The 26,982-nt window shown below is 58.9% G+C and carries 18 protein-coding genes; 5 read left to right on the top strand and 13 right to left on the bottom strand.

Going from position 1 to position 26,982, the window contains the following annotated elements:
• Positions 1–50: 50 nt before the first annotated feature.
• The 9 genes from PYK22_RS03745 to PYK22_RS03705 form a co-directional block, all read right to left on the bottom strand.
• Positions 51–1,592, bottom strand: coding sequence for a rhamnogalacturonidase (locus PYK22_RS03745; RefSeq protein ID WP_041974872.1), 1,542 nt, complete (start codon positions 1,590–1,592; stop codon positions 51–53).
• 352 nt (positions 1,593–1,944) lie between these two features.
• A complete protein-coding gene (locus PYK22_RS03740) occupies positions 1,945–4,722 on the bottom strand; it encodes a DUF5695 domain-containing protein (RefSeq protein ID WP_157770649.1) in 2,778 nt (925 codons plus the stop codon).
• 4 nt (positions 4,723–4,726) lie between these two features.
• A complete protein-coding gene (locus PYK22_RS03735; protein ID WP_060635305.1) occupies positions 4,727–7,054 on the bottom strand; it encodes a S9 family peptidase in 2,328 nt (775 codons plus the stop codon).
• Between the two features lie 214 nt (positions 7,055–7,268).
• The gene (locus PYK22_RS03730; protein ID WP_041974632.1) at positions 7,269–8,861 is read right to left on the bottom strand and encodes an aldehyde dehydrogenase (NADP(+)); all 1,593 of its coding nucleotides are present in this window, start codon (positions 8,859–8,861) and stop codon (positions 7,269–7,271) included.
• A 37-nt stretch (positions 8,862–8,898) separates the two neighbouring features.
• Positions 8,899–9,807, bottom strand: a complete 909-nt coding sequence (locus PYK22_RS03725) for a dihydrodipicolinate synthase family protein (protein WP_041974631.1) — start codon at positions 9,805–9,807, stop codon at positions 8,899–8,901.
• Positions 9,808–9,858: 51 nt separating this feature from the next.
• Positions 9,859–11,148, bottom strand: a complete 1,290-nt coding sequence (locus tag PYK22_RS03720) for an NAD(P)/FAD-dependent oxidoreductase (protein WP_041974628.1) — start codon at positions 11,146–11,148, stop codon at positions 9,859–9,861.
• The gene (locus PYK22_RS03715) at positions 11,141–11,389 is read right to left on the bottom strand and encodes a (2Fe-2S)-binding protein (protein WP_041974626.1); all 249 of its coding nucleotides are present in this window, start codon (positions 11,387–11,389) and stop codon (positions 11,141–11,143) included. The genes PYK22_RS03720 and PYK22_RS03715 overlap by 8 nt, the downstream gene beginning before the upstream one ends.
• Positions 11,382–12,515, bottom strand: coding sequence for an NAD(P)/FAD-dependent oxidoreductase (locus PYK22_RS03710; protein WP_041974624.1), 1,134 nt, complete (start codon positions 12,513–12,515; stop codon positions 11,382–11,384). Before PYK22_RS03710 ends, PYK22_RS03715 begins: the two co-directional genes overlap by 8 nt.
• Positions 12,512–13,450 carry a 4-hydroxyproline epimerase gene (locus tag PYK22_RS03705; RefSeq protein ID WP_041974866.1) on the bottom strand — a complete coding sequence of 313 codons (939 nt, stop codon included), beginning with the start codon at positions 13,448–13,450 and terminating at the stop codon, positions 12,512–12,514. The genes PYK22_RS03710 and PYK22_RS03705 overlap by 4 nt, the downstream gene beginning before the upstream one ends.
• A 462-nt stretch (positions 13,451–13,912) precedes the next feature.
• On the opposite strand from PYK22_RS03705, the gene PYK22_RS03700 reads away from it, so the two are divergent.
• The 5 genes from PYK22_RS03700 to galT all read left to right on the top strand — a co-directional run bounded on the left by PYK22_RS03700 (position 13,913) and on the right by galT (position 23,008).
• Complete coding sequence (locus PYK22_RS03700; RefSeq protein ID WP_041974622.1) at positions 13,913–14,737, top strand: AraC family transcriptional regulator; 825 nt, start codon at positions 13,913–13,915, stop codon at positions 14,735–14,737.
• Between the two features lie 103 nt (positions 14,738–14,840).
• Positions 14,841–16,445 carry an alpha-N-arabinofuranosidase gene (locus PYK22_RS03695; RefSeq protein ID WP_041974620.1) on the top strand — a complete coding sequence of 535 codons (1,605 nt, stop codon included), beginning with the start codon at positions 14,841–14,843 and terminating at the stop codon, positions 16,443–16,445.
• A 404-nt stretch (positions 16,446–16,849) separates the two neighbouring features.
• Entirely contained in the window at positions 16,850–20,167 is a 3,318-nt protein-coding gene (locus PYK22_RS03690) for a TonB-dependent receptor (protein ID WP_041974618.1), read from the top strand.
• Between the two features lie 101 nt (positions 20,168–20,268).
• Entirely contained in the window at positions 20,269–21,849 is a 1,581-nt protein-coding gene (locus PYK22_RS03685; protein WP_041974616.1) for a tetratricopeptide repeat protein, read from the top strand.
• Between the two features lie 130 nt (positions 21,850–21,979).
• Positions 21,980–23,008, top strand: coding sequence for a galactose-1-phosphate uridylyltransferase (galT, locus tag PYK22_RS03680; protein WP_041974614.1), 1,029 nt, complete (start codon positions 21,980–21,982; stop codon positions 23,006–23,008).
• Positions 23,009–23,018: 10 nt separating this feature from the next.
• Here galT and PYK22_RS03675 read toward each other — a convergent pair whose 3' ends face one another.
• The 4 genes from PYK22_RS03675 to PYK22_RS03660 all read right to left on the bottom strand — a co-directional run bounded on the left by PYK22_RS03675 (position 23,019) and on the right by PYK22_RS03660 (position 26,978).
• Entirely contained in the window at positions 23,019–23,687 is a 669-nt protein-coding gene (locus PYK22_RS03675) for a bifunctional 4-hydroxy-2-oxoglutarate aldolase/2-dehydro-3-deoxy-phosphogluconate aldolase (RefSeq protein ID WP_041974612.1), read from the bottom strand.
• 30 nt (positions 23,688–23,717) lie between these two features.
• Positions 23,718–24,818, bottom strand: a complete 1,101-nt coding sequence (locus PYK22_RS03670) for a sugar kinase (protein WP_041974610.1) — start codon at positions 24,816–24,818, stop codon at positions 23,718–23,720.
• Positions 24,819–24,917: 99 nt separating this feature from the next.
• On the bottom strand, positions 24,918–25,718 hold the full coding sequence (locus PYK22_RS03665) for a 5-deoxy-glucuronate isomerase (protein ID WP_083437578.1): 801 nt from the start codon (positions 25,716–25,718) through the stop codon (positions 24,918–24,920).
• A 36-nt stretch (positions 25,719–25,754) separates the two neighbouring features.
• Complete coding sequence (locus tag PYK22_RS03660) at positions 25,755–26,978, bottom strand: ROK family transcriptional regulator (RefSeq protein WP_060635304.1); 1,224 nt, start codon at positions 26,976–26,978, stop codon at positions 25,755–25,757.
• Between the last annotated feature and the right edge of the window lie 4 nt (positions 26,979–26,982).

Genomic DNA, 26,982 nt, shown 5'->3' with positions numbered 1-26,982 from the left:
CGAGCGTCTAATTGTATATCTCAGCGCGGCGCGGAGCGAGCGGCTCCCCTTCAAAGCCGCTCCAGCGTTGCCCGTTTCGCTTTTACATCTGGCACCTCGCGACACTCATGCGTATTGAAATCCTCGACGTTCTTCAGGACGAATGTCGGCACGTCGGCGGCGCGGAGAGCGCGGACGAAGATGAAAGTCGCATCTTTCACATCGTCGAGGATAAACGGAGGACGTAAATCCTCTTGCAAGTACTGCACCTCAACGTCGTTCATTTTGATCCCCTTGACATGCCGGATGAAGAACCCGTAAGCGGGGATCACGCCGAACATCGCCGGTTCGGGATAAGCTTGTTCGTTCTCTGGCGGTTCAAGTGTGGCCTGTTCGCGTGTTCCGCCGCCGCGGTAATAGATCCGAATGGCATTCAAAGTCACATCCTCTATCGCGTGGTTTGGTATGCCGCTGATGATCGAACTATATCTTGGATCGGCGTTATAGACGACGACATTGCTGATGATCACCCGTCGAAGAGCTCCGACCGCCGTCCCTTTAGGGCCGCGAAGCCGCGCGCCGAGCCGCAAGAAGATCGGCGAGTTGGTCACATCGCGCATCGTGATATTAGCGATCGTGACATCCTCGAGCGCTCCGCCATCAACCGTTTCAAGCGCCAACCCGCGCGAGTAGTCGAAGACGCAGTTCGCGATCGTGATGTTCTTGAATCCGCCATTCGACTCCGTTCCGAACTTGATCCTCCCCGTTGGGTTGCCGAGGCTGTATCCCCGATCGTCGCGCTTGAAAGTCCCATCGAGGAACGTCCCTTCGTCATAACCGCTCACCTGACAGTTCGTGATGGTCACATTCTCGGTCGCCCGCGCGAATCCCAAAGCGTATGAACTCTTCAGACAGATGCCATCGTCGAACGGCGAATTGACGCTGCAATTCGAGACGCGCACGTTACGGCAACAATCTATATCGATGCCGTCGCGATTCGTGTCTATCTTCACGTTGTCGATCGTCAGATTATCGACGCCTGTTGCGAGGATCGCGAAATGGCCGCCGTGAAGGATCGAGACATCGCGGATCGTGACGTTGCGACAAAGCTTCAAAGAGATCGCTTTGTTGCCCCATCCCGGTTCGACCGCATCGCGCGGATTTGGATAGCCGAACGGCCCGCCGGAAGGCGCCGCGCGCAACGCCTCGTTCTGTTCGCGCGAGCGCGATTGATTGCCGCTGCGAACAAGTCCCTTCCCCCAAATCAGTCCCGGCCCTAGGATCGAGACGTTCGCCACGCCCTCGCCCCAAATCAAACTGTTATGCCAATGGCTGTGGCCGAAATCTTGATACTGATCCCACGGATTCGGTTCCGGATCATCGTACTTCCCGTCCCCGTCGCGCGGATCGGCGGCCAAAATCACAGCCCCATGATCTAAATAAAGGGCGATGTTGCTTTTCAAACGAATCGAAAAAGATCGATAGGTCCCCGCGGGAAAATAGACGGTCCCACCGCCAGCTTGCGCCGCCGCCTCGATCGCCCTATTGATCGCAGGCGAATCGAGCGCTTTGCCATCGCCTTTCGCCCCGAACGCGCGCACGTCGTAGACCATCGCGCGTTCGAGCTGTCCGCTACTTACCTTTCGTTCGCTGAACGCCGCCGAATAAGAAACGAAGAATCCAAACATGAGGAGCCAATGGCACCAGCTTCGCTTCATCCCTCTCCTCCTGACTGAGCAATCGCCGGAACGCAGATCGCATCCCGCTTGTTAGCGGTAACAGATCGAACACTTTAACGACGCTAAAGCCACCTCGTCAACCGCCGCGCTCATAGCGGGCTGGATTCTCAGCGACATGGGACCGTCCGACGGAAGATGAGCGACTTCGATGTTCGCGATTTTTTTAGGTTAGTACGCCATCCCGCATCACACCTATTGCCCCCTAACCATCTCGCAGCCTTCGAACTTAGCGCCCTTCGACTAGCTCAACTTGCGTTACGCTGGGTCCGAGCGGGATCGCATATGCGCCGCGCTCCGAAGCGAAGCGTTGGCGCGCGCGATATGCGCCGACGCCTTGGACTTTCGCCGGTTGCTCTACGCGCAGAAGAGCCCGAGAGACATAGCGGGTCGCGCCCGATAAGCGGATGCGCACCGCTCGAGTGCGAACGTTAATTGCCACGCTCTCGAACGAGCCAGCATCGAGCGTCAACCATAATCCGAGCGGCGCAATATAGATGCGCTGCCGCATGGAGTCGCGCGGCTCGACCGTCACCCAATCGCCCGACAATTTGAGATTCCCGCCAAAGGATAGCCAGCCCAACTCAGGATGATTGACGATGTAAGTCGCTGCGTTGATGACGTGACCGAAGAAGTTCGGCCCATAATCGCCGCTGTATGCATCCCAGCGAAGAGTCGTCGGGTAAGAATGGAAAGCCGCTGAGGCGAATCCTTCTTGATCTATGTTGGAAAGAGCGCCGAGCGCGCCGCCATACCCGATGCGAAGAAGATAGTAGTCATCCGGATGCTCGCGGTAGTGCGCGAGGACCGGAATCGCATTCAAGCCCGACCCATAATGATGAAGCTGCCGCTCGATACGCCGCAACTTACCGGCGTAGAGAAAGTCCCAATAACGACGAGCGTTGCCGTTATACCCCCAATGCGGGATGGTCGGCATGTAGCCGATGATCGAAGCGAGCGCGATTTCCGCCTTATCGTCGTAGCCGAAATATTTGCACCACGCATAGACCTCTTCCTGTCCGGTCGAATCCCACGCCATCTCGCTGCCGAACGGATAGGCCTCTTGCCGCCAGCGATCGGCGCGCTCTTTCATTCGCGTTTCGAGATCGCGGGCCTTCTCGTTCCACCCTTCGCGTTTCAGATCCTCAAGCAGGAGGACGAAGATCGTCCCTTCCATCAACCCTTTGTCGACGTAGCCGACTCGATAACGCCCGCGTGCATCGCGCTCGGTCAAGAATCTGGCCGTCTGATATGCCTGCTCGAGATACCATTCCCACGGATGATTCGTCACAAGCCCGCGCTGGTTCCGCGCCAAGCGATAGAAGGCCCAGTACGCCGCGACGACGTGTGGATAGTTGTAGGCGCGTCCGATCGATTCGGCTTCGGCTCGTTTCCAACTGGTCCACGTGGACCAGTTAAACGATGGGTCGTATTTGAATCCGGCCATCTCTTGCGGCGCGTAGAAGAATAGGCTTTTACGCACGCCGTACTTGTTCGGCCCATCTTTGTACTGAATACCGCCCCACAAAACCTGATCGATGAACCGCTCGTATTTTCTGATCTCCTCTTCGTCAGGCTGTGCGAGCTGCTTCATCGCCGCCGCGAGCCACGATCCGGCGCCACCTTCATCGCTTAAGCCGGCGATCCAGACGCGACTCTCCTGCGCGATGATCTTGTTGGCTTCGCGGTCATAGCTCATCACCGATGGACTGCGACGAAATGGATCGTTGGGATCGTCGAACCATTGTCGCGTCATCAAGAAACGACCGAGATCGGCGACCGCCTGCGCAGCCGGCTTGATCACGTAGTAATGGACCGATTGTTCTAGACCATCATCATAAGAGATCGTCAAGCGCGCGCGTCCCCAAGTCTTGCCGCGCAAGCTGTAGGCGAGCCAACCGTTGCGCGGTCTCTCTTCGGCGATCGCGATCGCGCCTTGCGGTTCAACCCTCACGCGCTTGACCTTGTGTCCCGCGTAACGCAAGAAGAGGCGCCCTTCCAAATCCATCGGCAGAATGTAGCCGGGAACGCCGACGGCGACCGGTCGCCCGTGAGCGATCAAACTGTTTTCGATCGAGCGAATCTCGTCGGCGAGAAGAAACCTCAGGCCGTAGCTTACCGTTTCGCCCGGCGCGAGCGTCCGGCTCGTCGGCGGGTTCCACGGCTCAGCCGAGCGCCATTCGTTCTCCGCATAGGCACGACTGTGGACCATCCAGGCGAACATCCCTTCGAACGTTTGACTGGGCCGCATGGGTTCGCTGAGCGGCATATACGCTTCAAACGGCGTGCGTCCATCGGGCACGACGATGAGCGCCGGACCGCGACCGTTCAAGCGCGTCACTTGCAAGTAACCGCCATCACGACCGATGTATGGATCGGAGAAGGAACAGACCTCATGCGCTTGTTCAAGCGTCCGATTGGTGAGGATGTTATTGAAGACCAAAGGGATGCCGAGCGCGCCGATTTCGACCGGCACGTCGCGCCGGTTCCTGATCGCAAAACGCAGGACGAGCCTCCCGCCATCGAGCGCCCAGGTTCGCGTGATCTGCAATGGAGAATCCGGCGGCAGGGTCGGTTCCAGATCAGCCGCGGCAAGCGCTGGTCCAGAGACCGGCAATTGACGCACCGGCTTGCGCGCCGCCGCCGTCGAATAATCCTGCCAAGAAGATTGCCCTTCTACCCGCACACGAAAGATCAGATCGCCCAAGTGATAGAAACCGTCACGCGCGCGCAGGGTGAGCCTGTCTGCCGGCGTGAAATCGAAATCGCCCGCCCCCTTCGGCTGCAACGCGGCGACTGTCTGCGAAGCGCGCACGAGCTTCAGCCTGAAGTCCGGCGTTTCGAATTCGATGAACCCTTGCTCTAAGCCGAGAGTCGGCGGCCCGCTCGGCCCGCGTTGCTGTGCCAGGCTCGAAGCGAACAGGGAATGGCACAGTAGAAGCAGAAGGCAACCGACGCTCGTTCTGATCCACAAAGATGCTTGATGATGGTTCGACACGCTGCTCACCTCCTCATTGGCCTAAATCTTCGCTGGCATTCATTTCGAGATCTCCATCCGCGCGCGCGACAGTCGCGTTTCGTTTGAGTTCGATCTTGTTCCAATCGGGCGGTTCGACTCCCAGCAGGTTGTGAACGAAGAAATCGAACCGTTTCCTTTCGCCGTAGTCTCCGCCGGGAGTATGGCCCTGGCCCGGTAGGACCAGCAGATCGAAAGTCTTGTTGGCCTTGATCAAGGCGTTGACAACCTGCATTGTCGAAGATGGATCGACGTTGGTATCCAACTCGCCGACGACGAGCAAAAGCTTGCCCTGCAGTCTGTAAGCATTCTCGACGTTAGATGAGGCGGCATATTCAGGCCCGAGCGGCCAACCCATCCACTGCTCGTTCCACCAGATCTTGTCCATGCGGTTATCGTGACATCCGCCCGAAGCGACGGCGACCTTGTAAAATTCGGGATGGAAGAGGAGCGCCGCCAAGGCATTCTGTCCGCCAGCCGAATGGCCGTATATCCCGACGCCGCGGCTGATGTCGTAGTACGGATATTTCGCCGCGACCGCTTTGTGCCACAAGATGCGATCGGGGAAACCGGCATCCTTGAGATTCTTCCAGCAGACGTCATGGAAGGCTTTTGACCGGTTGGAAGTCCCCATCCCATCGATCTGCACGACGATGAAGCCGAGTTCGGCTTGCGCTTGCATCTGGTAGTAAGGACTGAACGATTTCGGAACGAATGAATCTTGCGGTCCGGCGTAGATATACTCGATGACCGGATATCTCTTCGTCGGATCGAAATTGGTCGGGCGGAAGATGACTCCCCAGATATCGGTCTTGCCATCGCGCCCCAAAGCCATGAACGATTCGGGCGCACGCCAACCGGCTTTGATCAGATCCGAAATGTCGCCGCGTTCGACTTCAGCCAATATTTTCCGGTCTGCCGTGCGACGCAATTCGACGACCGGCGGCTGGTCCACGCGCGACCATGTATCGACGTAGTATTCCATGTCGGGCGAGAAACTGACCGTGTGATTGGCGTCTGCTTCAGTTAAGGGCGTCAACCCCGTGCCATCGAAGTTGATCTTGTAGTAGTGCACGAAGTACGGGTCCTTGCCCGGATACATGCCGCTTGCCCTGAACCAGATGACGCGATTCTTCTCATCCACCTTTTCGACTCCGCGCACGACCCAGTTGCCCTTGGTGATCTGATTCTTCACCTTGCCGGTCCGACCGTCATACAAGTACAGGTGGTTCCAACCATCGCGCTCCGACATCCAGATGATCTCCTCGCCATCGTTGACGTCGTAACGGTACTTCTTGCTGGAATAACAGAAGAAAGTTTTGCTCACTTCGTCGATGAGAGGGCGCGCGCTTCCCGTCTCACCATCGACTTCTATCACGCGATAGACTTGATGCCCGCGCTGGTTGTATTCGAACGTGAAGGCGCGACCGTCTTTTCGCCAGACCAACGGCGACATGTCGTATGGGTTTGGGAAGAGGCCGTTTTCGATGTTGATCTGCCTTCGCGTCTCGACGTGGAAGAGGACCGGTTGTTCAAGGTTGAGCACATCTCCTGGTTTGGCATAATCGATCGTGAAATGTTTCGGTTGAAGCTGGTCCGACGGCGAAGATTCGATGTAATGGACCTGGCGGCGATATCCGGGGCGCACGCGATAAACGGCGAGCTTTTTCGAATCGGGCGACCAACTGATCGAAGAGAAGTCATAATAGTTCCCTTCGGAACCGTCGGAACTGAGCGCAAATTCCTCTTTCTTGTCCGCAGAACGAAGATAGAGATTGTAGTTTTTGATGAACGCTTCCCATTTCCCGTCGGGCGATCGTTTCGCTTCGCTGCTCATCGCCTGTGGCTCGCGCCAGCGCGGCGGCCACTCCGCGCGGCGACGTTCGACCGGCCCGATCTTGCTGCACACGTAACTCGTCAAATCGCACTTCCACCGCGCATCATCGAACGCGACTTCGATCGCACGCTCATCGTCAACAAATTCGATCGTCGTAAACGGCAGCTCAAGCGCTTTATACTCCTTGCCCGCCGCGGACGAGAGCGCCGCCGCCAGTCGTTCGTGATCGAACGCGGGCCGCTTGGCGAGCCTTTCGGCATCGAACAACACGAACTCATGTCCGCCCTTGACCGATCTCCTGTACCAGAAGCGATGGGTCTTCCCGATCCAGTTGATCCTTCCGGGGATGTTATAAGCCAGCTTCTCGAATTTCTCGCGCAGGCCGAAAGCTCGTTCATAATCGGCCAATGTCCCTTGCGCGTACACGGGAAGCAGCGAAAGATAGATCCAGAAGAGCACGAACGCTGCCCTGCGGTAGTCGTTCATAGACGCCTCCTTAAAGACATGGGATAGGTTGACGCGAAGAGATCATCCAACGCACGTCGACCGTGCCGGCCCAATCGATAAAGCACGGGTGGAGAACTCATGCCGTGTCCTCCACCCGGACGAGCCTCGCGCTCAAAGAACGCCGCAAGCTTCTTAGCGCGCTCGAAGAACGGCAGAGACGCGCTCAGCTATTCGTCGGTTCGATCGAATTCGATCAGCATGGATCTTTCGTCAACACGCCATCCACCATCCGCCAGATGCCGAGCGGATTTCCATCCTGTAACTCAGGCGGCAGCGCCATGGATGGGAAATTCTGGAAAGAGACCGGGCGCGTGAAGCGAAGGATGGCGCGCGTTCCGACGGAGGTCGAACGACCATCGGAAGTCGCCGGGAACGGCCCTCCATGGACCATCGCATGGCACACTTCGACGCCCGTCGGGAAACCGTTGAAGATCAACCGTCCAGCTCTCTCTTCGAGAGCAAACAATAGCTCGCGATATTCACTCAGCTCGTTTTCGGTCGCATGAACCGTCGCCGTCAACTGCCCTTCGAGTGAACGCGCGACCTCCATCAACTGCGAACGATGCGTGTAAGTGATGATCAACGCCGCGGGACCAAAGACCTCATGAGCCAACTCCGGATCGGTCAAAAACGTCGCGGCATCGGTGCGAAAAAGGGCCGGGCACGCATGACAGCCGCTACGATCGGAGGGCGCAGGATGACCGACAAGCACATCTACCCCGCGCTTTTGCAGACGTGCGGCGATCGCCTGATCATACATCGCGCGGATGCGCGGCGTAAGTAGAACGAAATCAGCGGTGCTGCTCATCAATTCGCGGAACAGTTCAATGAACCGTTCAGCATCTTCGCCTTCCTCAAGGAAGATGAGTCCCGGCTTGGTGCAAAATTGACCAGCCCCTAAAGTCACTGAGGCGTGCAAGCCTTGCGCGATCCTTTCGCCACGCTCGCGCAAAGCTTCCGGTAAGATGAAGAACGGATTCACGCTGCTCATCTCGGCATAGAAAGGGATCGGCACAGGACGTGCCGAAGCGGCCCGCATCAATGCGAGCCCGGCGGCGCGCGAACCTGTAAAAGCACCCGCTTTGATCAAAGGATGCGTGACCAACGCCAGGCCAACTTCGTTACCAGCATCATAGAGAAGCGAGAAGACGCCTTCGTGGAGATTCGACTGGCGGACGGCATCGCGTACAGCGCGGCCCACCAATTCAGAGGTTCCGGGATGGGCCGGATGCGCTTTGACGATGACCGGATTGCCTGCGGCCAAGGCGGATGCCGTATCGCCTCCTGCGACCGAAAAAGCGAGCGGGAAGTTGCTCGCGCCGAAGACGACTACTGGACCGAGCGGGCGAAGCATGGAACGAACGTCAGGCTTCGGCACGGGCTCGCGTCGCGGGTCGCCACGATCTATGCGCGCATCGACCCATGAACCCTCTTCGATAAGAGCAGCGAACAGGCGAAGCTGGTTGCATGTGCGCGCCCTCTCGTTCCTGAGACGATTCTCATCCAACCCCGTTTCGCGCGCGGCGCGTGTGATGAGCGCTTCGCCCAATGCTTCAATCCGCTCGGCGATCAACCGCAGAAAGCGAGCGCGCTCTTGACCCGATGTGCGTTCGTAAGAGGAGAAGGCTTCGTCCGCTAAACGGGCTGCCTCATCCACCTCATCGGCGCTCGCCGAGTAATAGACCGGAACCAACCTCTCGCCGGAAGCAGGATCGATCGCTTGAAACCGTTCACCGCCCGCTTCCCCATCGCGAGATCCGATGAGCGATCTTCCCCGCAGCTCCATCTCGTTTCACCTCCCGAAACCCTGCATTCGGCGCGCATCAGAGCAAAGCGGCAGGTCGCGCCTCCAACGCGGCGCGAATCGTCGCCAGCGCGCCTGCCAATTCTTCGCCGACGAGCTCCAATCGCGGCGGACGCACGCGCGCGTTTCCCATTCCGACCTCTTGCTGGACCAGCTTGATCAGCTGGACGAATTTCGGAACCGTGTCCATCCGCAACAACGGCAAGAACCAGCGGTAGAGTTCAAAGGCTTTGTCGCGCTCCCCATCCTTCGCGTAGTTGAACAGCGCCACAGATTCTCTGGGCAGCGCGTTGGCCAACCCCGCGACCCAACCGACGGCTCCCGCGTTCACTCCTTCGACGATGACATCATCAACCCCAACGAAGATTCGCAGACGGTCGCCGACGAGCGCGCGAATAGCCGTCACGCGCCGCACATCCGCGCTCGATTCCTTCACCGCCTGCAGATTCTCATGCTCTTCGGCCAACTCCCGAATCTGTTCTGGCAGAAAGTCAGTGCCGTAAGCGATCGGATTGTTGTACAACATGCAAGGGAGCGTCGTCGCCTCGATGATGGCTGCCACATGCGCCTTCATCTCGCGCCAATCGCCCGAAGCGTAAACATAAGGCGGCAAAACCATCAACCCATGGCAACCGCACTCGGCTGCCGCTTTAGCTAAACGGACCGCCTCCGCCGTGCTCAACGCGGAGACGCCGGCGACGACCGGGGCGCGATCGCCCACGGCGCGGACGCAAGCCTTTAAGATGGCGAGCTTCTCGTCAAACTCCAATGTCGCGCCTTCGCCCAGAGAGCCGAGCGCGATGATGCCCGCGCATCCATTGTCCACCAACCAGCGGCAATGGCGAGCCATGAAATCGAGATCGACTTTCGAATTCGCATCGAAGCATGTCGTCATCGCAGGCATCACACCCTGCCATTCGATCTTCATCGTCTACCCTCACCTCTCAATTGACGTAATGAGCATTTCTCAACGACAACTTTAACCGCGTTCGACCCTCTCCGCTTCGGAAGAGGGATCGTAGGCCAAATTCCGCAACTGGACCGGAAACAAGGGCGGCCTGATCGAAGTGACCCGCCAGCCGAACAAGAACTCCAACGCCGCTCCGCACACTCGCCCCTGACACGGCCCCATGCCACACCGCGTCTGTAGCTTCGCCGCGCGCCACGAATCGAACTCGCGCAACTGGCCCAGTCTGACATCTTCGCAGCGGCAGACGATCGTCTCTTCGGTCGCCAACTCTCTTAACTCTTCGCGCAGATCGAAAGCGGCGTTGAGCGCCGAAGCGAAGCGGCGCGCGCGTTGGCGTGCGGCGAAAAGACGCCGCGCTTCATCTTCGCGCCCCGCCGCTGCGCATCCGGCGATCTGCCCTTCGATCAAGGCCAATTCGACGCCGCCGACGCCCGTCGCCTCTCCAGCGCAATAGATCTCAGGTCGCGAAGTCCGCTGCAGCTCATCGACCCAGACGGCGCCATCGACCGTTTCACAACCGAGCAACTGAGCGAGTTCCGCATTGGGCACGAGATGAAAGCCGCACGCCAAATAATCGCACGCGACCTCCCAAAGGCGCGCTCCCCTCTTCAGCGTGACGCGCTCGAGCTTCCTTCTGCCGTGTGCCATGACGGGCCAGCAGCCGGTCAGGTACGGAACATTGAACAGATATCTTTGCAACCGCATCAGATGAAGGAGCTTCTCCGGCCACTCGATCAAGCGCAGGCCAAAGCGCAGAACTCTCGCGCGCGGCGCTTGTTCGGCGATGAGCAAGACTTCCGCTCCGCGCTTCCGCAAGTGCGCTGCGACGGCGAGCAGAAGCGGCCCGCTGCCGGCGACGACGACCCTTCTCCTCCGAATCGAGAGGCCGGATTTGACCAGAGCTTGTAACCCGCCGGCGCCCATGACGTTGGGTAACGTCCAACCGGGGAAAGGCAGGAACCTTTCGCGCGCCCCGGTCGCAAGGATGAGCTTTTCATAGCTAAATCGATGAACGCCGTCCGCCGCTTCGGCCAATAAAGATCCATCTTGAAGCTGATTGAAGACGTGCGCGCCGCCGATGAACTTCACGCCCGCTCGCCGCACTTCGTCGAATAACGAAGTCGCTTGAGGAGACTCATCTTCGCCAGATCCGCGGCGCCAAATTTGACCGCCCCAACGAGGATTATCATCGACGATGATGACCCGCCGCCCACAGCGTGCGGCATGGGAAGCGGCGGCCAATCCGGCTGGTCCACCACCGATCACCAACACGTCGCAAGCGTGGGCCGTCTCATACATCTGTGCGCACGTCCATCCCCTCTCGACAGAGAATCTGGCAACTACGGCGATGCGGCTGCCCGTCAATCGTCACGCGACATTCGAAACAGACGCCCATGCCGCAAAGCGGCCCGCGCGGCTCTCCCGTCACCGACCGACGCAGAGCGATCGCCCGCGCTTCGAGCAATGCCGCGCAGACCGTGCTGGAAGCTGAAACGGTCACCGGCACGCCGTCGATAAAAAGAGTCACTTCGTCAGACATGAGCCGACTCCTGCATGAATCTGATCGGCAGAAAAGGCTCGCTCGAGATCGGCGGTGTGCGCCCCATGATCTGTGCGACGATCAGTTTAGCCGTCCCAAGCGAGGTCGTAATCCCCAAGCCTTCGTGCCCGGTCGCCAAATATAAGCGCGCGCCCTCAGCGTATGGACCGATGAGCGGGAGATTGTCAGGCGTCGCCGCGCGGAACCCAGTCCACACGCGAATCGCGGATAGATCCGCAAGGCCCGGCATGAACGCGAACGCGCGATTCAGCATCCGCGCCAACACGCCCTGATCAACGCGCGCGTCTTCGGCCCCGTACTGCCTTGACGATCCGATCAACAATTGCCCGGTCCGCCTCGGTTGAACGTTGAAGGCGACGGAATCTGACGATGCGGCATGCGCGCTCTCGAGATAACCCAATTCGACGAGCTGGTGCCGAACGAAGCCCGCATAGCGATCCGTGATGACGAGATGCCCTTTCCGCTTCTGCACTTTGATCTGCGGCGTCAGTTTCGGCGATGAACTGCCCGCGCAATTGATCACGATCCCCGATGAGATGTTCGATCCATCTTGCAGACGGACTTCTCCGCCGAGCGTCGCTTCGATGACGGCGCGCCCGACGATCAACTCGGTCCGATGCGCACGCGCTTTAGAGAGCAGGAAATGCGCCGCCGCTGGCGGATAGATGACTCCATCGCCCGGAACGCGAAGACCGCCCCACAGATCTCGACGCAACCGAGGTTCGGCCTCCCGCAATTCCCTCGCATCGAGCAGTTCGACCGCGACGCCACGTTCGGCATAGAACTTTCCTTTGCGCTCGGCTTGCCGCATCTCATCCTCAGTCGCCGCCACCCAGATCGTCCCGCATCGATCGTATTCGACCGACGGCGGCAACTCTTCGGCCAATTCCTCCCAAAGCCGCTGCGAATAGAGGGTCAACTCGAACTGCGCTTCCGAATCATCCATCACGACGATGTGGCCCATGCCCGCCGCCGTCGCCCCGCCGCCAACCATCTCGGCTTCGACGACGAGGACGCGCAATCCTTCGGCAGCGCACTCCGCGGCACAAGCCGCACCGACGATCCCGGCTCCGACGATGACCACATCATACGTGGGCACGCTCATTTTCGGATCCCCATGCAGAACGGGTCGCGCTCATCCAGAATCAGATCCGCCTCCGCCGTGATGTAGGCCGAGCCCCTGATGTGCGGTATCACCTGGTCGTTGACGATTGAGATCGTCCCCTCGAACAGACTGCCGACGATGCTCTCCTGTCGCCAGATCTGTCCCTCTTTGAGCTTCCCGTCGGCATAAAGACAGGCGAGCTTCGCGCTCGTCCCCGTGCCGCACGGCGATCGATCATAGGCTTTGCCCGGACAGAGGACGAAATTTTTACTATCCGCACCCGCAAGCTGCGGAGGACCGAAAAGCTCGATGTGATCGATCTCTTGACCGTCCGCTCCGGTGATCCCAGCCCGCGCCAAAGCTTGGCGAACGCGCCACGTGTAATCGGTCAGGGCCTCGAGGTTGTCGAACGCGATCCGCTGCCCGTGATCCTCGACGAGGAAGAACCAGTTGCCGCCCCACGCGATGTCTCCCGTGACCGGCCCAATCCCCGGCACGTCAACCGTAACCGCCGCCGCATAACGATAGCTAGGCACGTTCGTCACCGTCACCGAACCGTCTTCATGAAGTCGCGCCTCGACCGTCCCGACCGGAGTCTCCACTAGATGCGCGCCGGGCCGAATACGGCCCAGATAAGCGAGCGTGGCGAGCAGACCGATCGTCCCGTGCCCACACATCCCAAGATAACCGACGTTGTTGAAGAAGATCACTCCGGTAAGACACCGCTGGTCCACCGGAGCGCACAAGAGCGCGCCAACCACCGCATCCGATCCGCGCGGTTCGTTGACGACGGCTGAACGGAAGTCATCGTGATCAGCCTTGAAACGTTCCAAGCGCTCGGCAAGCGAGCCGCCGCCTAAATCTGGACCACCCCCGATCACCACGCGCGTCGGCTCACCCCCCGTGTGCGAATCTATCACTTTCACGCGCCTCATCGCTCCACGATCGAATCCCAAGTAAGACATAGATCCATCTCCCGGGTCTTGAACTCTCGTAAGACTATTTGAACATACTTAGGGCATCGCGCCGCCATGAGCTCGAACCCGCGACGCGCGATGGAAAGCGCAAGCGGCTTGACACCTGTTCGTTTTAAACTAAAATGAACTATAAAATGATCGTTTAATACCATTTGGAGAGTCAAGATCGCGCGTCCGACTGACAGCGAGGATCCGTTTCCGGGGGACAATCGATTCTGTGGAGGTTCAGGCTCGCACGCAGCGAAGCGATTTCGGTGGTCCAGTTCATCTCGGCGGTTAGCTCCGCGCTTCGGCTGATGCGACCGTAAGATGTTCTTTATGATTTCGCACGAGCGGGCTTTTCGACATCAAGCACCTTGCTAGGTCAAAGGCCATCGTTTCGATCGCCGTGCTGCGCTGCGAGTCGAAAGGAGGATCCTAATGCCCAGACAACTGCCGCCAGGCTATTTCTACGGCGAAACGCTCAAACGTTATGAGGTGCCAGACTTCGCGCTTTGGGAAAGGGCCTACCCGCCAGGTTTCAAAACTCCGACGCACTCGCATAAGCGGGCTCTGCTCTGTTTTGTGATCCGGGGCGAGTATACGGAGACATACGGGCGCCGGATGCGCGAATGCAAACCATCGACCTTGCTTTTTCATCCCGCCGAGGAGACCCACGCGGAACACTTTCACGATTTAGGCGGCCACTCCTTCATCATCGAACTTGAACCGAGCTGGCTCGAGCGGATACGCGAATATCAAGCTGTGCCGCGCGATTCGGCCCAATTTCGTGGCGGGATCCTTGAGGTGTTGATGCGCCGGCTATACCGCGAATTCGCTTACATGGATGAAGTCTCGCCGCTCATCATCGAGGGGATCATGCTCGAGATCATGGGCGAGATCTCGCGTCGCTATAGCATCGGCGAAGGGATGCTTCCACCGCCTTGGCTCCGACGGGCTAAAGAGATCATCCAAGAGCGCTTCGCCGAAGCGCTGCGGTTGGAAGATATTGCCGAAGCGGTCGGCGTACACCCGGTCCACCTGGCCCAGATGTTCCACAAGTCATATCGGTGCACGATCGGGGACTATATACGCAAATTGCGCATCGAGTATGCCTGTCGCGAATTGGCGACCTCCGACACGCCGATCGTCGACATCGCGCTCGCCGCAGGCTTTTGCGACCAAAGCCATTTCACCAGAACCTTCAAACGTCTCACTGGAATCGCGCCTTCGCAATATCGACGCTCCTTTCGCCTGTCGAAGTGAGCGTGAACAGCGTCGAGCGTGATGGGACATAGATGTCCGACCTTACTATTTGATCAGCGATTTTCATCTTCTGAATTGGAAGGAGGCTTAAGAAACGACGGCGATGGAGAGACGAGAGTTCTTAAGGAGCGCCGTCGCCGCTTGTGCGACGACGCTCCTTACCAAGCGCAGCATCCAAGCGACCGAAGCGAGAATCGAAATCCTCCTCGACGAACCGATCGCGACGATCTCCCCGAATATCTACGGCCACTTCATCGAACATTTGGGCGGCGTCATCTACGACGGCGTGTGGGTCGGCGAAGATTCGAAGATCCCGAACATCGGCGGGATTCGCGCGGCACTTGTCGAAGCGTTGCGGCGAATCAAACCGAGCGTGGTCCGCTGGCCCGGCGGCTGCTTCGCCGATAGCTACAATTGGCGCGACGGCACGGGGCCGCGCGCTCAAAGGCCGCGCCGCACGAACTTCTGGATTCGCGACACGACACGGAATCTCGACCGCTTCCAAGTTTACGATCCCAATCAATTCGGCACACATGAATTCATGAGCTTCTGCAAGCTCATCGGCGCGCAACCCTATCTAGCGGCGAACGTGCGCAGCTCGACGCCGAGAGATTTTTACGAATGGGTCGAATACTGCAACGCTCCTGCTGGCTTGACGACGCTTTCGAAACTACGCGCGGCCAACGGCAGCGCGGAGCCATTCAACGTCAAATACTGGGGAATAGGAAACGAATCGTGGGGTTGCGGTGGCAACTACAGCCCGGAAGAGTACGCCGTCGAATTCGGCAGATTCGTCGCGTGGGTGCCGCAGTATGGAGAAAGGCTCGCCTTCATCGGTTCCGGACCGAACGGCGGCGATTGGCGATGGACGCGCGGCTTCTTCACTAAACTGGGCGAAAAGAGGATGCTCGGCGCCGTCTACGGTTGGGCGCTCCACTACTACTGCGGCAGCACGGGAAACAGGAACGCGGCCGTGTTTACGAACGATGAGTGGTACGAACTGCTCGGCAACGCGGATCGAATGGAATCTTTGATCGTCGGCCACTGGGGAGTCATGGGCGAGATTGACCGAGAGCATCGAGTCAAACTCATCGTCGATGAGTGGGGCGCTTGGCACGCGCGTTGGGATAAGATGCCGGAAGAGTATCTCTGGGCCTACCCCGGCACCCTACGCGATGCGCTCGTCGCCGGATTGACGCTCGACACCTTCAACCGCCACGCGGACAAAGTCGCGATGGCCAACGTCGCGCAACTCATCAACACCATCCACTCGCTCTTTTTGGCTTACGAAGACAGATTCATCGTCACGCCGAACTTCCACGTCTTCGAGATGTACGCGGCTCATCAAGGAGCGCAAGCGGTGCGGACGCTCTTCTCCGCCCCTTCGATCACTTACACGCGCGCCGGAAGACCGGCTCAACTGTGGGGCTTATCGGGTTCGGCTTCGCTTCGCGATAAGCGACTGACTCTAACGGTCGTCAACCCGTACGTGAGCGAACCGCGCGAAACCGAAGTGGTCGTCCGCAATGCTGAGATACGCTCATGTCGCGCGAGGATCCTAACAGCCAACGACATCCACGCTCACAACACATTCGATGACCCGCGCCGAGTCGAACCGCGCGATGAGGATGTTTCGCTGAGCGGAAAGACGCTGGTCTATCGTTTTGCCCCGGCTTCGGTGACAAGGCTGCAGCTAGATCTCGCTTAACCTCACACAGGCGAAATCCCGAGCCTATTCCAACCGGCGGACGGGAAGTCCGAAGCCCCCGTCCGCCGAACGATTTAAGAGTCGGTTTCGACTAGCGTGCCATGCCATCTCTCACGCCCTGCATTCTGCCGATAACCCAGATGGCTTCAGAATTACGCCCCAGACAGATAGCGCCGATCGCGTTCGGCTGATAACTCCAGAAGGCCTCAGAATGAGGCCTTTCGACTGAGCGCCGCTCAAATTTCGCGATTCGACCCGACGCTTTCGAATCGCCTTAAAAGCATACAATACACTTGCCGGATCGCTTAAAAACGTACAAGACAAATTCTTCTAAATGCCTAATATGCTCCTCACAGCCAATATCCGAGGTCGTTGGTCATAGCCATCCGCTGAGGAGGTCCGCCATGATTTCTAAAGCGACGAGGTCTTTATTCTGCGGGATCGCCCTCGCGTTCTTCGCTTCGCTTCTATCTTCAAGCGCGCATGGGCAATTTCGCAATGCGATCGAGGGAACCGTATACGACCCCGAGGGGAAGATCATCGCTAACGCTCAGGTCGTGCTCGTCAACGTCGAGACGGGAGTGAGCCAAAGCACACGCACCAACGCCGAGGGGCATTATCGCTTCCCATCGCTCCCGCCCGGCAAGTACAAGATCACGGCTTCGGCTCCTGGGTTCAAACAGGTGACGCAAGAGAACATCACGCTTGGCGGTTCTGAAGTGCGCACCGTACCGATCACGCTCGAAGTCGGGCAGGTCGCCGAGCAGGTGACCGTCACCAGCGAACCGCCGCCGGTGCAACTGTCCGAAGCGAAGGTCACATCGAGCCTCTCGTCGGTCGAGGTGCGAAATCTTCCGCTGGCCGGGCGGAATGTTCTCGATCTCGTTTCGCTGGCTCCGGGTGTCACCGGAGCGGGTAACATCGGCTCTGAGGCTGGAGGGAGCGATATCTTCAGCTTGGTCGGCAATCCCAGCTTCAATGCTGGAGGCCAACGCGGAGAGGGCAACGTCTTTTACGTCGACAGCACCTCGGTGACGAGCAATCCCGATCCCGGCACGTTCAACATCATTCCCAATCCCGACTCGATCCAAGAGTTCAACGTCGCCGTCAACGATTATTCGGCGGAATATGGGCGCAGCAGTTCCGTCGTCATTCAAGCCGTGACGCGTTCGGGCACCAACCAGTTTCACGGCTCACTCTTCGAGTTCCATAGGGACAATCGCCTGACGGCGCGCAACGTCTTTCAGAACACGGTCAATCCGCTCACGGGGCGCGTCATTCCGGTCACGCGGCGGAATGAGTTTGGAGGCTCGCTCGGCGGACCGATCAAGAAGGACAAGCTTTTCTTCTTCTTCAGCTGGGATCAGTTACGCTCATCTTACGCCATCACCCGTCGCGTCACTGTCGAACATCCGGATTTCGTCAACTTCCTGAAGACCAATTTTCCGAATAACATTTCGACCAAACTTCTGACCAGCTTTCCGATCAACGATGTGAGCGGATTCGAGCCCGGGAGCATTCAAACCGTCGCGACCGTGATGAACATCTTCGGCTTGGGCAACTGTTCGGGTCGCGGTCCACTTGGGATGCCTTGTGACATGCCTGTGCGCGGGACGGCGATTCAAGATTTCGCGCCGACGCGCAACGGGCTGCAATGGAACGCGCGGATAGACTGGTACTTCAACGAATCGAAGGACCGCATCTACTTCAACTCGTTCCGCAAAACGACTGAAGAAGCCGGAACGGCCGTACGTCCGGCTTTCAGGACTCCCTTTAAGCCTGAGGCGACGTATGCCAACATCGATTGGACGCACACGTTCGGCCCTTCGGCGGTCAATGAGGCCGCCGTCGGTTTCATCCGCAACCACGGCAACTCCGATTGCAACCATTGCGAGGTGCCGCCGATCAGCGCTGGCGGGTTGAACGGTTTCGGCAATGGGTTTGCCCCTGCGCTCTTCATCCAAAACGATTTTCACTGGCGCGACATCCTCTCCATCAACCGCGGCAATCACGCTTTCAAAGCGGGGGTGGACATCCTCACCGACCAAGAGAACGATCTTTTCTCCGGATCGCAACAACGGCCAACCTACTATTTCCTTAACCTCTTCGAATTCGCTGCCGATCAGATTCTAGGTCAAGCTGGCGTCAATTACGATCTGCGAACGGGCACCCCCTCTTTCCAAGATGTCCAGTACATCACGACCACATATGGATTCTTCGCGCAAGACAACTGGAAGGTGCGCAAGGACTTTTCGCTCAACTTGGGTCTGCGCTGGGATTTCTCCTCCAATCCGTATGAGACGCATGGTCGTTTGAGCAACGTAGTGATGGGCTCAGGCAACACGTTCGCGGAACGTTTGGCTAACGCTTCGGTACGCATCGTGCCGAATGCTTTTTACGCGAAGCACCGGATCGGGTATTTCGCTCCGCGTTTGAACTTCGCCTGGGCCCCCGCTCGGTTCAACGACAAATTGAGCATCCGTGGCGGATTGGGCGTCTTCATGGAGCGGTGGCCGAACATCGTCTGGAGCGACGCGCTGCGATTCAATCCGCCATTTCAATCGAGCGTCACTGCCGATCGACGTAACGCTTCCGGTCCGCAGCCGGTCTATGGGCTTTGCCAGCTAGATAAACCGCCCTTCAACTGTCCATTTCCGAGCGGGCTGGTCATCGGCGTCAATGAGCGGGGCGGGCCCATCGGGGCGCTCGCCGATATTGGGGGCGTGGCGGCTGATCTTCGCTACGCTTACTCGATCAACCGCTTCTTAGGTTTCCAGTATGCCTTCACTCCGGACTGGACGCTCGAAGTGGATTACTTGGGGTCGCGCGGCGTGCATCTTTACACGACGACGGATCGCAACCGCTTTGCGGGCGACACGACCTTCGATGGCGTCCTCAACCGTTTGAACCCGTTCTTCGCCGCGATCAATTACACGGATAACAGCGGGTGGTCCGATCACAACGGCGGAACGATCTCGCTGCGCAAGCGCTTCAGCAAAGGGTATGCGCTTCAAGCGACCTACACCTTTGGCAAGACGATCAGCGTCTCAGACGCCATCGGGCCGGGGCGCGATAGCGCCAACGCCCCGATCGTCGATGCTTACAACTTCAATGCGCAACGAGGTCTAGCGAGCTTCGACATTCCGAAGAGGTTCGCCTTCAGCATAGTTTACGAAATTCCGCCGATCGATCTCGGCAGCCGGGCGATGAACGCGATCGTACACGGCTGGCAACTGAGCGCCATCGGCACCTTCCAAGATGGCTATCCAGCTTGGGTGGTTGACACAAGCCGCGATTTTAACGGCGATGGATACTTCTTCGACCCACCCGATACGCCATCTTACGGCAATTCGAAGCACTGTAGCCGAACCGACTTTCTCAACCGCTGCCTCAGTCCGACGGACTTTCCGACGCCGCCTTGCGTGCGCACCGATGCGCAAGGGGTATGCATTGGGTGGGCCAGAGCGGGCACGCTCGGGCGCAACACGTTCCGCGGACCAGGATTGGCGCTCGTCGACTTCAGCCTGATGCGGAACTTTCCGATCCCTTGGTTCATAGGCAACGAAGGAGCGCATCTGCAATTGCGCGGCGAAGTCTACAATCTCTTCAACCGAGTCAATTTGACCAACTTCAGCACAGACCTTTCGGATGGGAACTTCGGTCGCGCGACTGGGGTCTACTACCCGCGCACGATCCAAATCGGTTTCAGGATAGAATTCTGAAAGACGCCGTGATCCGATGATGGTTTGCACCTAATCTGACGTGCGGCCATCATCGGACCGCGCCGCTTCGAGTTTAATATCATTTGCTCGCATTTGATGCGATGAACCTGCTCGCCAAACTGACGCTCATCATTTCGCTTGCCTTTTACGGCGCCAGCACCATTTCCGCACAAGACGCCGATTACCGGACGGCAACATCTCTGATCCAGCAGGGTCAGATCACCCAAGGGCTTGCGCTGTTACGACGCATGGCCGCACAAAGGCCGACCGATCCACAAGTGCATAATCTTCTGGGAATCGCTCTGACCACTGCCGGAAAGATGCAAGAGGCCAACGAAGAGTTCAAAAGAGCGCTCGCGCTCAACCCGAAACTCTTTTCCGTTTTGAAGAACCTCGCGCTCAATGAATTGGCCCTGGGGCAGCTTGAGGATGCGAAGCGCCATTTTGAATCTCTCCTGACCCTCTCGCCGCACGATCGAGCATGTCACTGGGGATTGGCCGAGATCGCCTTCGCGAAGCGAGATTTCGCTCAAGCGGCCCTCCATTATGAACGGAGCGGCGATCTAGCTTGGAAAGAGCCAACGACGTTGCTCAAATTCGCCAGCAGTTACACCGAAACCGGTCAGCGAGATAGAGCGCTCGCGTTGCTCGAGAAGTTGCCGGCGGACATCGACGCTAAACTTCAATTCGAAGCCGGATTGCTTTTCGCCAAGCTCGGAAAGTTCGATCTCTCCGCCCGCCGTTTTGCCGCCGCGCGAAGCGACTTCCCGGACCAATATCGAGTCGGTTACAACTTGGCTTTCGCTCAACTGAAGGCTGGAGAATTCGCGACAGCCATCGGGACTATCGAGGAGCTGTTAGCCAAGGGATACAGGCAAGCTGAACTCTACAACCTGCTCGCACAAGCGTATGAGGCGAGCGGGCGCACGAACGAAGCCTATGAAGCTTTGCGCTTGGCGACGGCCAGCGATCCGACGGACGAAGCCAATTATCTCGATCTGATCACGCTCTGTTTGAAGCATCAGAGCTACGACTTAGGGTTGAAGATCGCCGACATCGGGCTGCGTCACCTCCCGAATTCTTATCGATTGCGTTTACACCGCGGCGCGGTGTGGGCCTTAAAAGGCGAGTACGAGGAAGCGATGCAAGATTTCGAGATCGCCAGCCGCTTGGCGCCGGATAACGGGTTGCCCGCCGTCGCAAGGGGGATGGTGCTGATCCAAATGGGCAAAGCGGCTGAAGCGGTCGAACTGCTGCGCCGCCAGAGCGCGAAGAGTCCGAACGATCCGTTAGTCTTCTGGTTCTTGGGCGAAGCGCTCGATTACAGCGGTCCAGCCCCGGGAAGCGCCGAAGAGAAGGAGGCGATCGAGGCGCTCGAACGGGCGATCGAACTCGATGCCGATCTTCCCCAACCGCGCGCCCTTTTAGGCAAACTCCTATTGCGTCGCGGAGAGACGGCGAAGGCGGTTGAAGAATTAGAACGCGCTTTCAAGTTAGCGCCCGATGATCCGACGACGACCTATCTGCTGGCGCAAGCCCTGCAGAAGAGCGGTGAGGCTGAGCGCGCTAAGCAGCTTTTCGCGAAAGTCAGCCGGGCCCGAACGCGGGAACTGGAGACGACGAGGCTCAATCTGATCCGGGTGATAAACTCCGAAATGCGCTCAAACCGTGTCGAGAGATGATCGATGGGCCTCACCGTTGCAAGCTGCGATCCCGCTCCAGAGCGAGGTTCGCCACAGATGATCGATAGATCGCTTCAAGCCCCTTTTTGCCTCGACGAGGTTCGACTATCTTCCAGTTGGAGCGATACGCATGGTTTGGGAGGAGCGTTGGCATCCGTTACGCGAGGAGTGGGTGATCGTCGCCGCGCACCGCCAGAGCCGTCCGTGGCAAGGCGAGACGGTGGCTGAGCAGGCGGTTGAATTGCCCGCGTACGTTGCGGATTGTTATCTTTGTCCGGGCAACGTGCGCGCCAGCGGCGTGCGCAACCCGCACTACGTCGACACCTTTGTGTTTGAGAACGACTTTCCGTGCGTCGCTGTGGACGCTCCGGCCGTGGAGCCTCCGCCGGTCGGTTTCTATCGGAATCGGGCGGCGCGCGGCATTGCGCGGGTGGTCTGCTACAGTCCGAAGCACAACGTTGGGCTGGCCGAGCTTGATCAGCGTGCGGTGGAGCGTTTGCTTGTCGTCTGGCAGGAGCAGTATCGCGAGCTTGGCGCGCTCGCTGGCGTTGAGCATGTGTTGATCTTCGAGAACAAGGGCGAGGTGGTGGGCGTGTCGAATCCGCATCCGCACGGGCAGATCTATGCGACCAACTTTGTCTTCAAGACGATCGAGCAGGAGGTGCGGGCGAGCGAGCGGTACTGGCGCGAGCGTGGGCGTGGGCTGTTCGAGGAGGTGATTCGCGCCGAGCAGGAGGACGGGCGGCGCATCATCTACGAGAACGAAGGGGCGATCGTCTTCATCCCCTACTTTGCGCGCTATGCCTATGAGACCTATGTTGCGCCGAAGCGGCGGTGTGCGTCTGTCAGCGATTTGCGCGATGGCGAGGTGGGGGATTTCGCCGCCGCGCTGCGCGAGATCCTAGTGCGGTACGATAATCTGTGGCGGATGCCCTTTCCGTACGTTTTGGTGTTGCATCAGGCGCCGACCGATGGGGGCGACTATCGCGCTTTTCATTTTCACATCGAGATCCATCCGCCGCTCCGACAGCCGCACTTGCTCAAGTACTTGGCCGGGCCGGAGATCGGCGGGGGCAATTTTTTGAGCGACACGGCGCCGGAGGAGAAGGCGGCGGAGCTGCGCGCACTATCGAACGTCCACTATAAACGCGCTCGATGACCGCGCTTGTTCAACGCGCGGCGCGAGGCGCTTCTTGACGGGCCTCGCGGACGGCATCGAGGAATTGTCGCGCGCGTTCCGTGATGATGTGCGCGCGCCCAGCGCGCAACTCCTTCACATCGACGAGATCGGTGCCGACGCCGAGCGCCAACGCTCCGGCCCGTATGTGTTCCGCTGCGTTTCCTAACGTAACTCCGCCCGTCGGGACCAGTTTGATCTGCGGCAAAGGGCCCTTAAGCGCGCGGATGTAGCTGGCTCCACCCATCGCGCTGCAAGGGAAGACTTTGACCGCATCAGCGCCCGCCTGCCAAGCTCTGACGATCTCCGTCGGCGTCAACGCCCCGGGCATCACGACCACGCCGTAGCGGCGACAAACTTCGATCGTTCGCTCATCAAGTGCAGGGCTAACGATGAACCGCGCACCAGCGAGGATACAAGCGCGCGCTGTCTCCGCATCGAGCACCGTTCCGGCACCGATCAAAGCTCGCTCCTCGTACTGTTCGACAAGCCTCTCGATCAGACGCATCGCGCCCGGAACGGTCATCGTCACTTCGAGCACGTCTATTCCACCCTCACGGATCGCCTCGATCGCGCTCGCCGCCTCTTCGCTCGAGCGTGCGCGAACGACCGGGACGATCCCTACCTCCGCGATCTTTCGGATCACCTCAACTCCGCTCATCCTCGCCTTTCTCCGTTCGTTTCGAAAATCTCATCGCACAACGCGCGCTGTCCCTCCCCTCATCACCCTTTCGACCTCGGCAAGCGTCGCCATAGTCGTATCTCCGGGCGTCGTCATCGCCAATGCGCCATGCGCCGCTCCGCATTCGACAGCCCATTGCGGCCCTTTGCCGGCAAGGAATCCGTAGATCAAGCCCGAGGCGAAGCTATCGCCACCGCCGACGCGATCGTAGATCTCCAGATCTTTGCGCAACGGAGCCTCGTAAAACTCCCCATCGTAATAGAGCACCGCTCCCCAATCATTTAACGTCGCCGTCTTCGCGACGCGTAACGTGGTGGCGACGGCCTTGAGGTTCGGATACTCGCCAATCACGCGCTCGATCATACGGCGGAATCCGCGCGTATCCAGTTTCGAATAGCTCTCATCGACGCCTTCGACCTCGTATCCCAAACAAGCGGTGAAATCCTCTTCGTTACCCAAAAGGACATCGACCAATTTCACCAATTCGCGGTTAACCTGTTGCGCTTTCTCTTTTCCACCGATCCCCTTCCACAGAGACTCGCGATAGTTCAGGTCATAAGAGACGATGGTCCCGTGCCGCCGCGCTGCCTCCATCGCCTCGAGCGCCACCTCAGGCGTCGTCTCCGATAAAGCGGCGAAGACCCCGCCGGTGTGAAACCAGCGGGCCCCCTCTTGACCGAAGATCTTCTCCCAATCGATCTCGCCCCGCTTCAACTGCGAAGCGGCGGTATGTCCGCGATCCGAGCAACCGACCGCCGCGCGAACGCCGAAGCCGCGCTCGGTAAAGTTCAATCCGTTGCGCACAGTCCTCCCGACGCCGTCGTATTTTCGCCACAGGACATGGCGCTGGTCCACTCCGCCCTGAAAGATCAGATCCTCGAGCAAACGTCCGATCTGATTATCGGCAAAAGCGGTGACGATCGCCGTCTCTAGACCGAAGCAGCGGCGCAACCCGCGCGCGACGTTATATTCGCCGCCGCCTTCCCACACGCGAAACTGGCGTGCAGTGTGAATGCGGCAATCGCCCGGATCCAACCTCAACATCACTTCACCCAACGCCACCAGATCCCATCGACACTGAGTTTTGGGCTTTATCTGCAATTCGCTCATTCTCCTTTCCCATCCAGTCCGCAAGATTAGATGAGGACCGAGCGCTCACCGCGTGAGCGCCCACCTGACCTTAGCGTGTGCCTTCTCCCGACGTCAATTTCAGCGGCGACTCGCCTCTAATCCAGAACCGCTCGCCGCGAAATCCGGATGGACATTGACGACTCCGTACTGCCTGTACTCGACCTCCTTGTGCGCCGCCATGATCCACACGAAATTGATCGGATATCCGGGAATCGCGACGTTCGGATGATACCCGTAAGGCATCAAGACCACATCGCCATCGCGGACCGCGCCGGCAAATTCAGGTTCCTCCGCCTTGTTGAAGACGAACTGCACGCCGAAAGACGGAGCCGGCATGTCGTAAAAGACGTAGAGCTCTTCGAGCATCTCCGCGTGTTCATGCGGCGGCCAACTGGTCCAGTGCCCGGGTTCCGATCGCGTGAATCCGGCGAGCAATCGACCGGCGCGGACGTTCTTGCCGATCAGGATCGTGATCGTCCGCGTGCTCGTTGGCCCACCCGTGGTGAAGCGCAACGAACCGTCGCGCTCGACATCGGCGAGACGCACGACCTGTACGGGATAATCGCCTTCGACCGGCGCGGCGCACTCGATGAAGTCCACGCCCGCTTCAGTCGAGACCTCGACCCTTGAACCACGAGGGATGTAGATGGCGTCGTAGCGTTCGAGCTCATGCGTTTCGCCGCCGACGGCGACTCGCCCCCGTCCTGCCAAACAGATCAAACCAGTTTCGCACCTTCCGGTCTCGAAAGCGACCGTTGGCACCTCCGCGTCGAGGATGATACGCCCGTAATGAAGATGACGCATCGGACTGTTCTCCGGCGTCACGGCAAAATAGCGCCCTTTCCCTTTATCAGTTCCGCGAAACACGAGTTGATTCATACCTATCGCCTCCAATCCTCTATGATCTCGAAAACCTCAAGCGACGCGCGGCGCGGCGAAGATCGGAGCCGTGACGAGCGCCGCCGCGCCGCGCAGGCGCGGATATTCGCTGAAAGTCGAAATGCGAATGGGCGTTTGAGCCAACCGCTCCGTTAGCGCGCGCTCGGCGAGCGCCTTGCGCACGACCGGCTCGATCATGTCCCACGCCGTCATGATCTCGCCGCCGATGTAAACGCACTCCGGATTTAAACCATTCAGTAGGTTCGCCAATCCGATCCCCAAATAGCGCGCCGTGCCTTGAATGGCGCTGCGCGCACGTTCATCACCAGCTCGCGCACGCGCGATCAGATCAGTAATCGTAAAATCGCTCTCCTCGCCCCGCGGCAATCTCTTCGGTCTCAAGCGAGACAGATCGTAACCGAAATAGCGCGCCAGCGTCGCCAGATTTGAGATGTAAGCCTCCCAACAACCGACGGAACCGCAAAGGCACCGCGGCCCATCGAGACTCAGCGGAGCGTGGCCGAATTCACCGGCGACGTTATCATGCCCGCGTATGAGCTCGCCGTTGATCACAATGCCGACGCCGACGCCATCAGAGACCGTCACGAAGATGAAATCGTTAGGCGCCGTGCCGTTTGCGCCAAGCCACATCTCAGCGAGCGCACAAGCCTTCGGCGCATTCTCGATGTGAATCGGCAACCCCATCGCTTTAGCCAAAGGCGTGCGCAGGTCCACGTTGCGCCACTCAAGGGCCGGCGCATTCAGAACGACGCCCGTCCGATGATCCACGATCCCGGGGATGGCGATGCCGATCCCCTCGCAATTTGCCGCCGCATTGTGCGTCGCCAAGATGCGTCGCATGCGCTCGACCAATTCCGCGATCAAATCATCCGGCAAAAGGACCGTTTCGAACGTCTCCAGAGCGATCTGGCGCCCGCCGAAGTCCGTCAGCATCAGGTAAGTGCGACTGAACCGGATATCGACGGCGATGACGAAACGATCCTGTGTGCGCACATGGAGGAAGGTCGGCTTGCGCCCCCGCACCGTTTCGCCCGTCGCCCCTTCATAGATCAACCCATCAGCGATCAGCTCGTTGACGATCATGCTGATGACATTGCGCCCAACCTTCATGCGCCGCGCGAGATCGGCCCGTGAGATCGGCTGATGCTCGCGCACGAGATTGAGCACGATCTGACGGTTTATTTCGCGCGAGGTCGAACGCTTCGCGACGCGAAAATCGTAGGGATTGATCTTGCGCAAGGCG

Source organism: Pyrinomonas methylaliphatogenes, assembly GCF_000820845.2.
Taxonomy (GTDB): Bacteria; Acidobacteriota; Blastocatellia; order Pyrinomonadales; family Pyrinomonadaceae; genus Pyrinomonas; species Pyrinomonas methylaliphatogenes.
The sequence above is the reverse complement of the archived record's forward strand: the minus strand, read 5'-3'. Positions and strand labels throughout refer to the sequence as shown.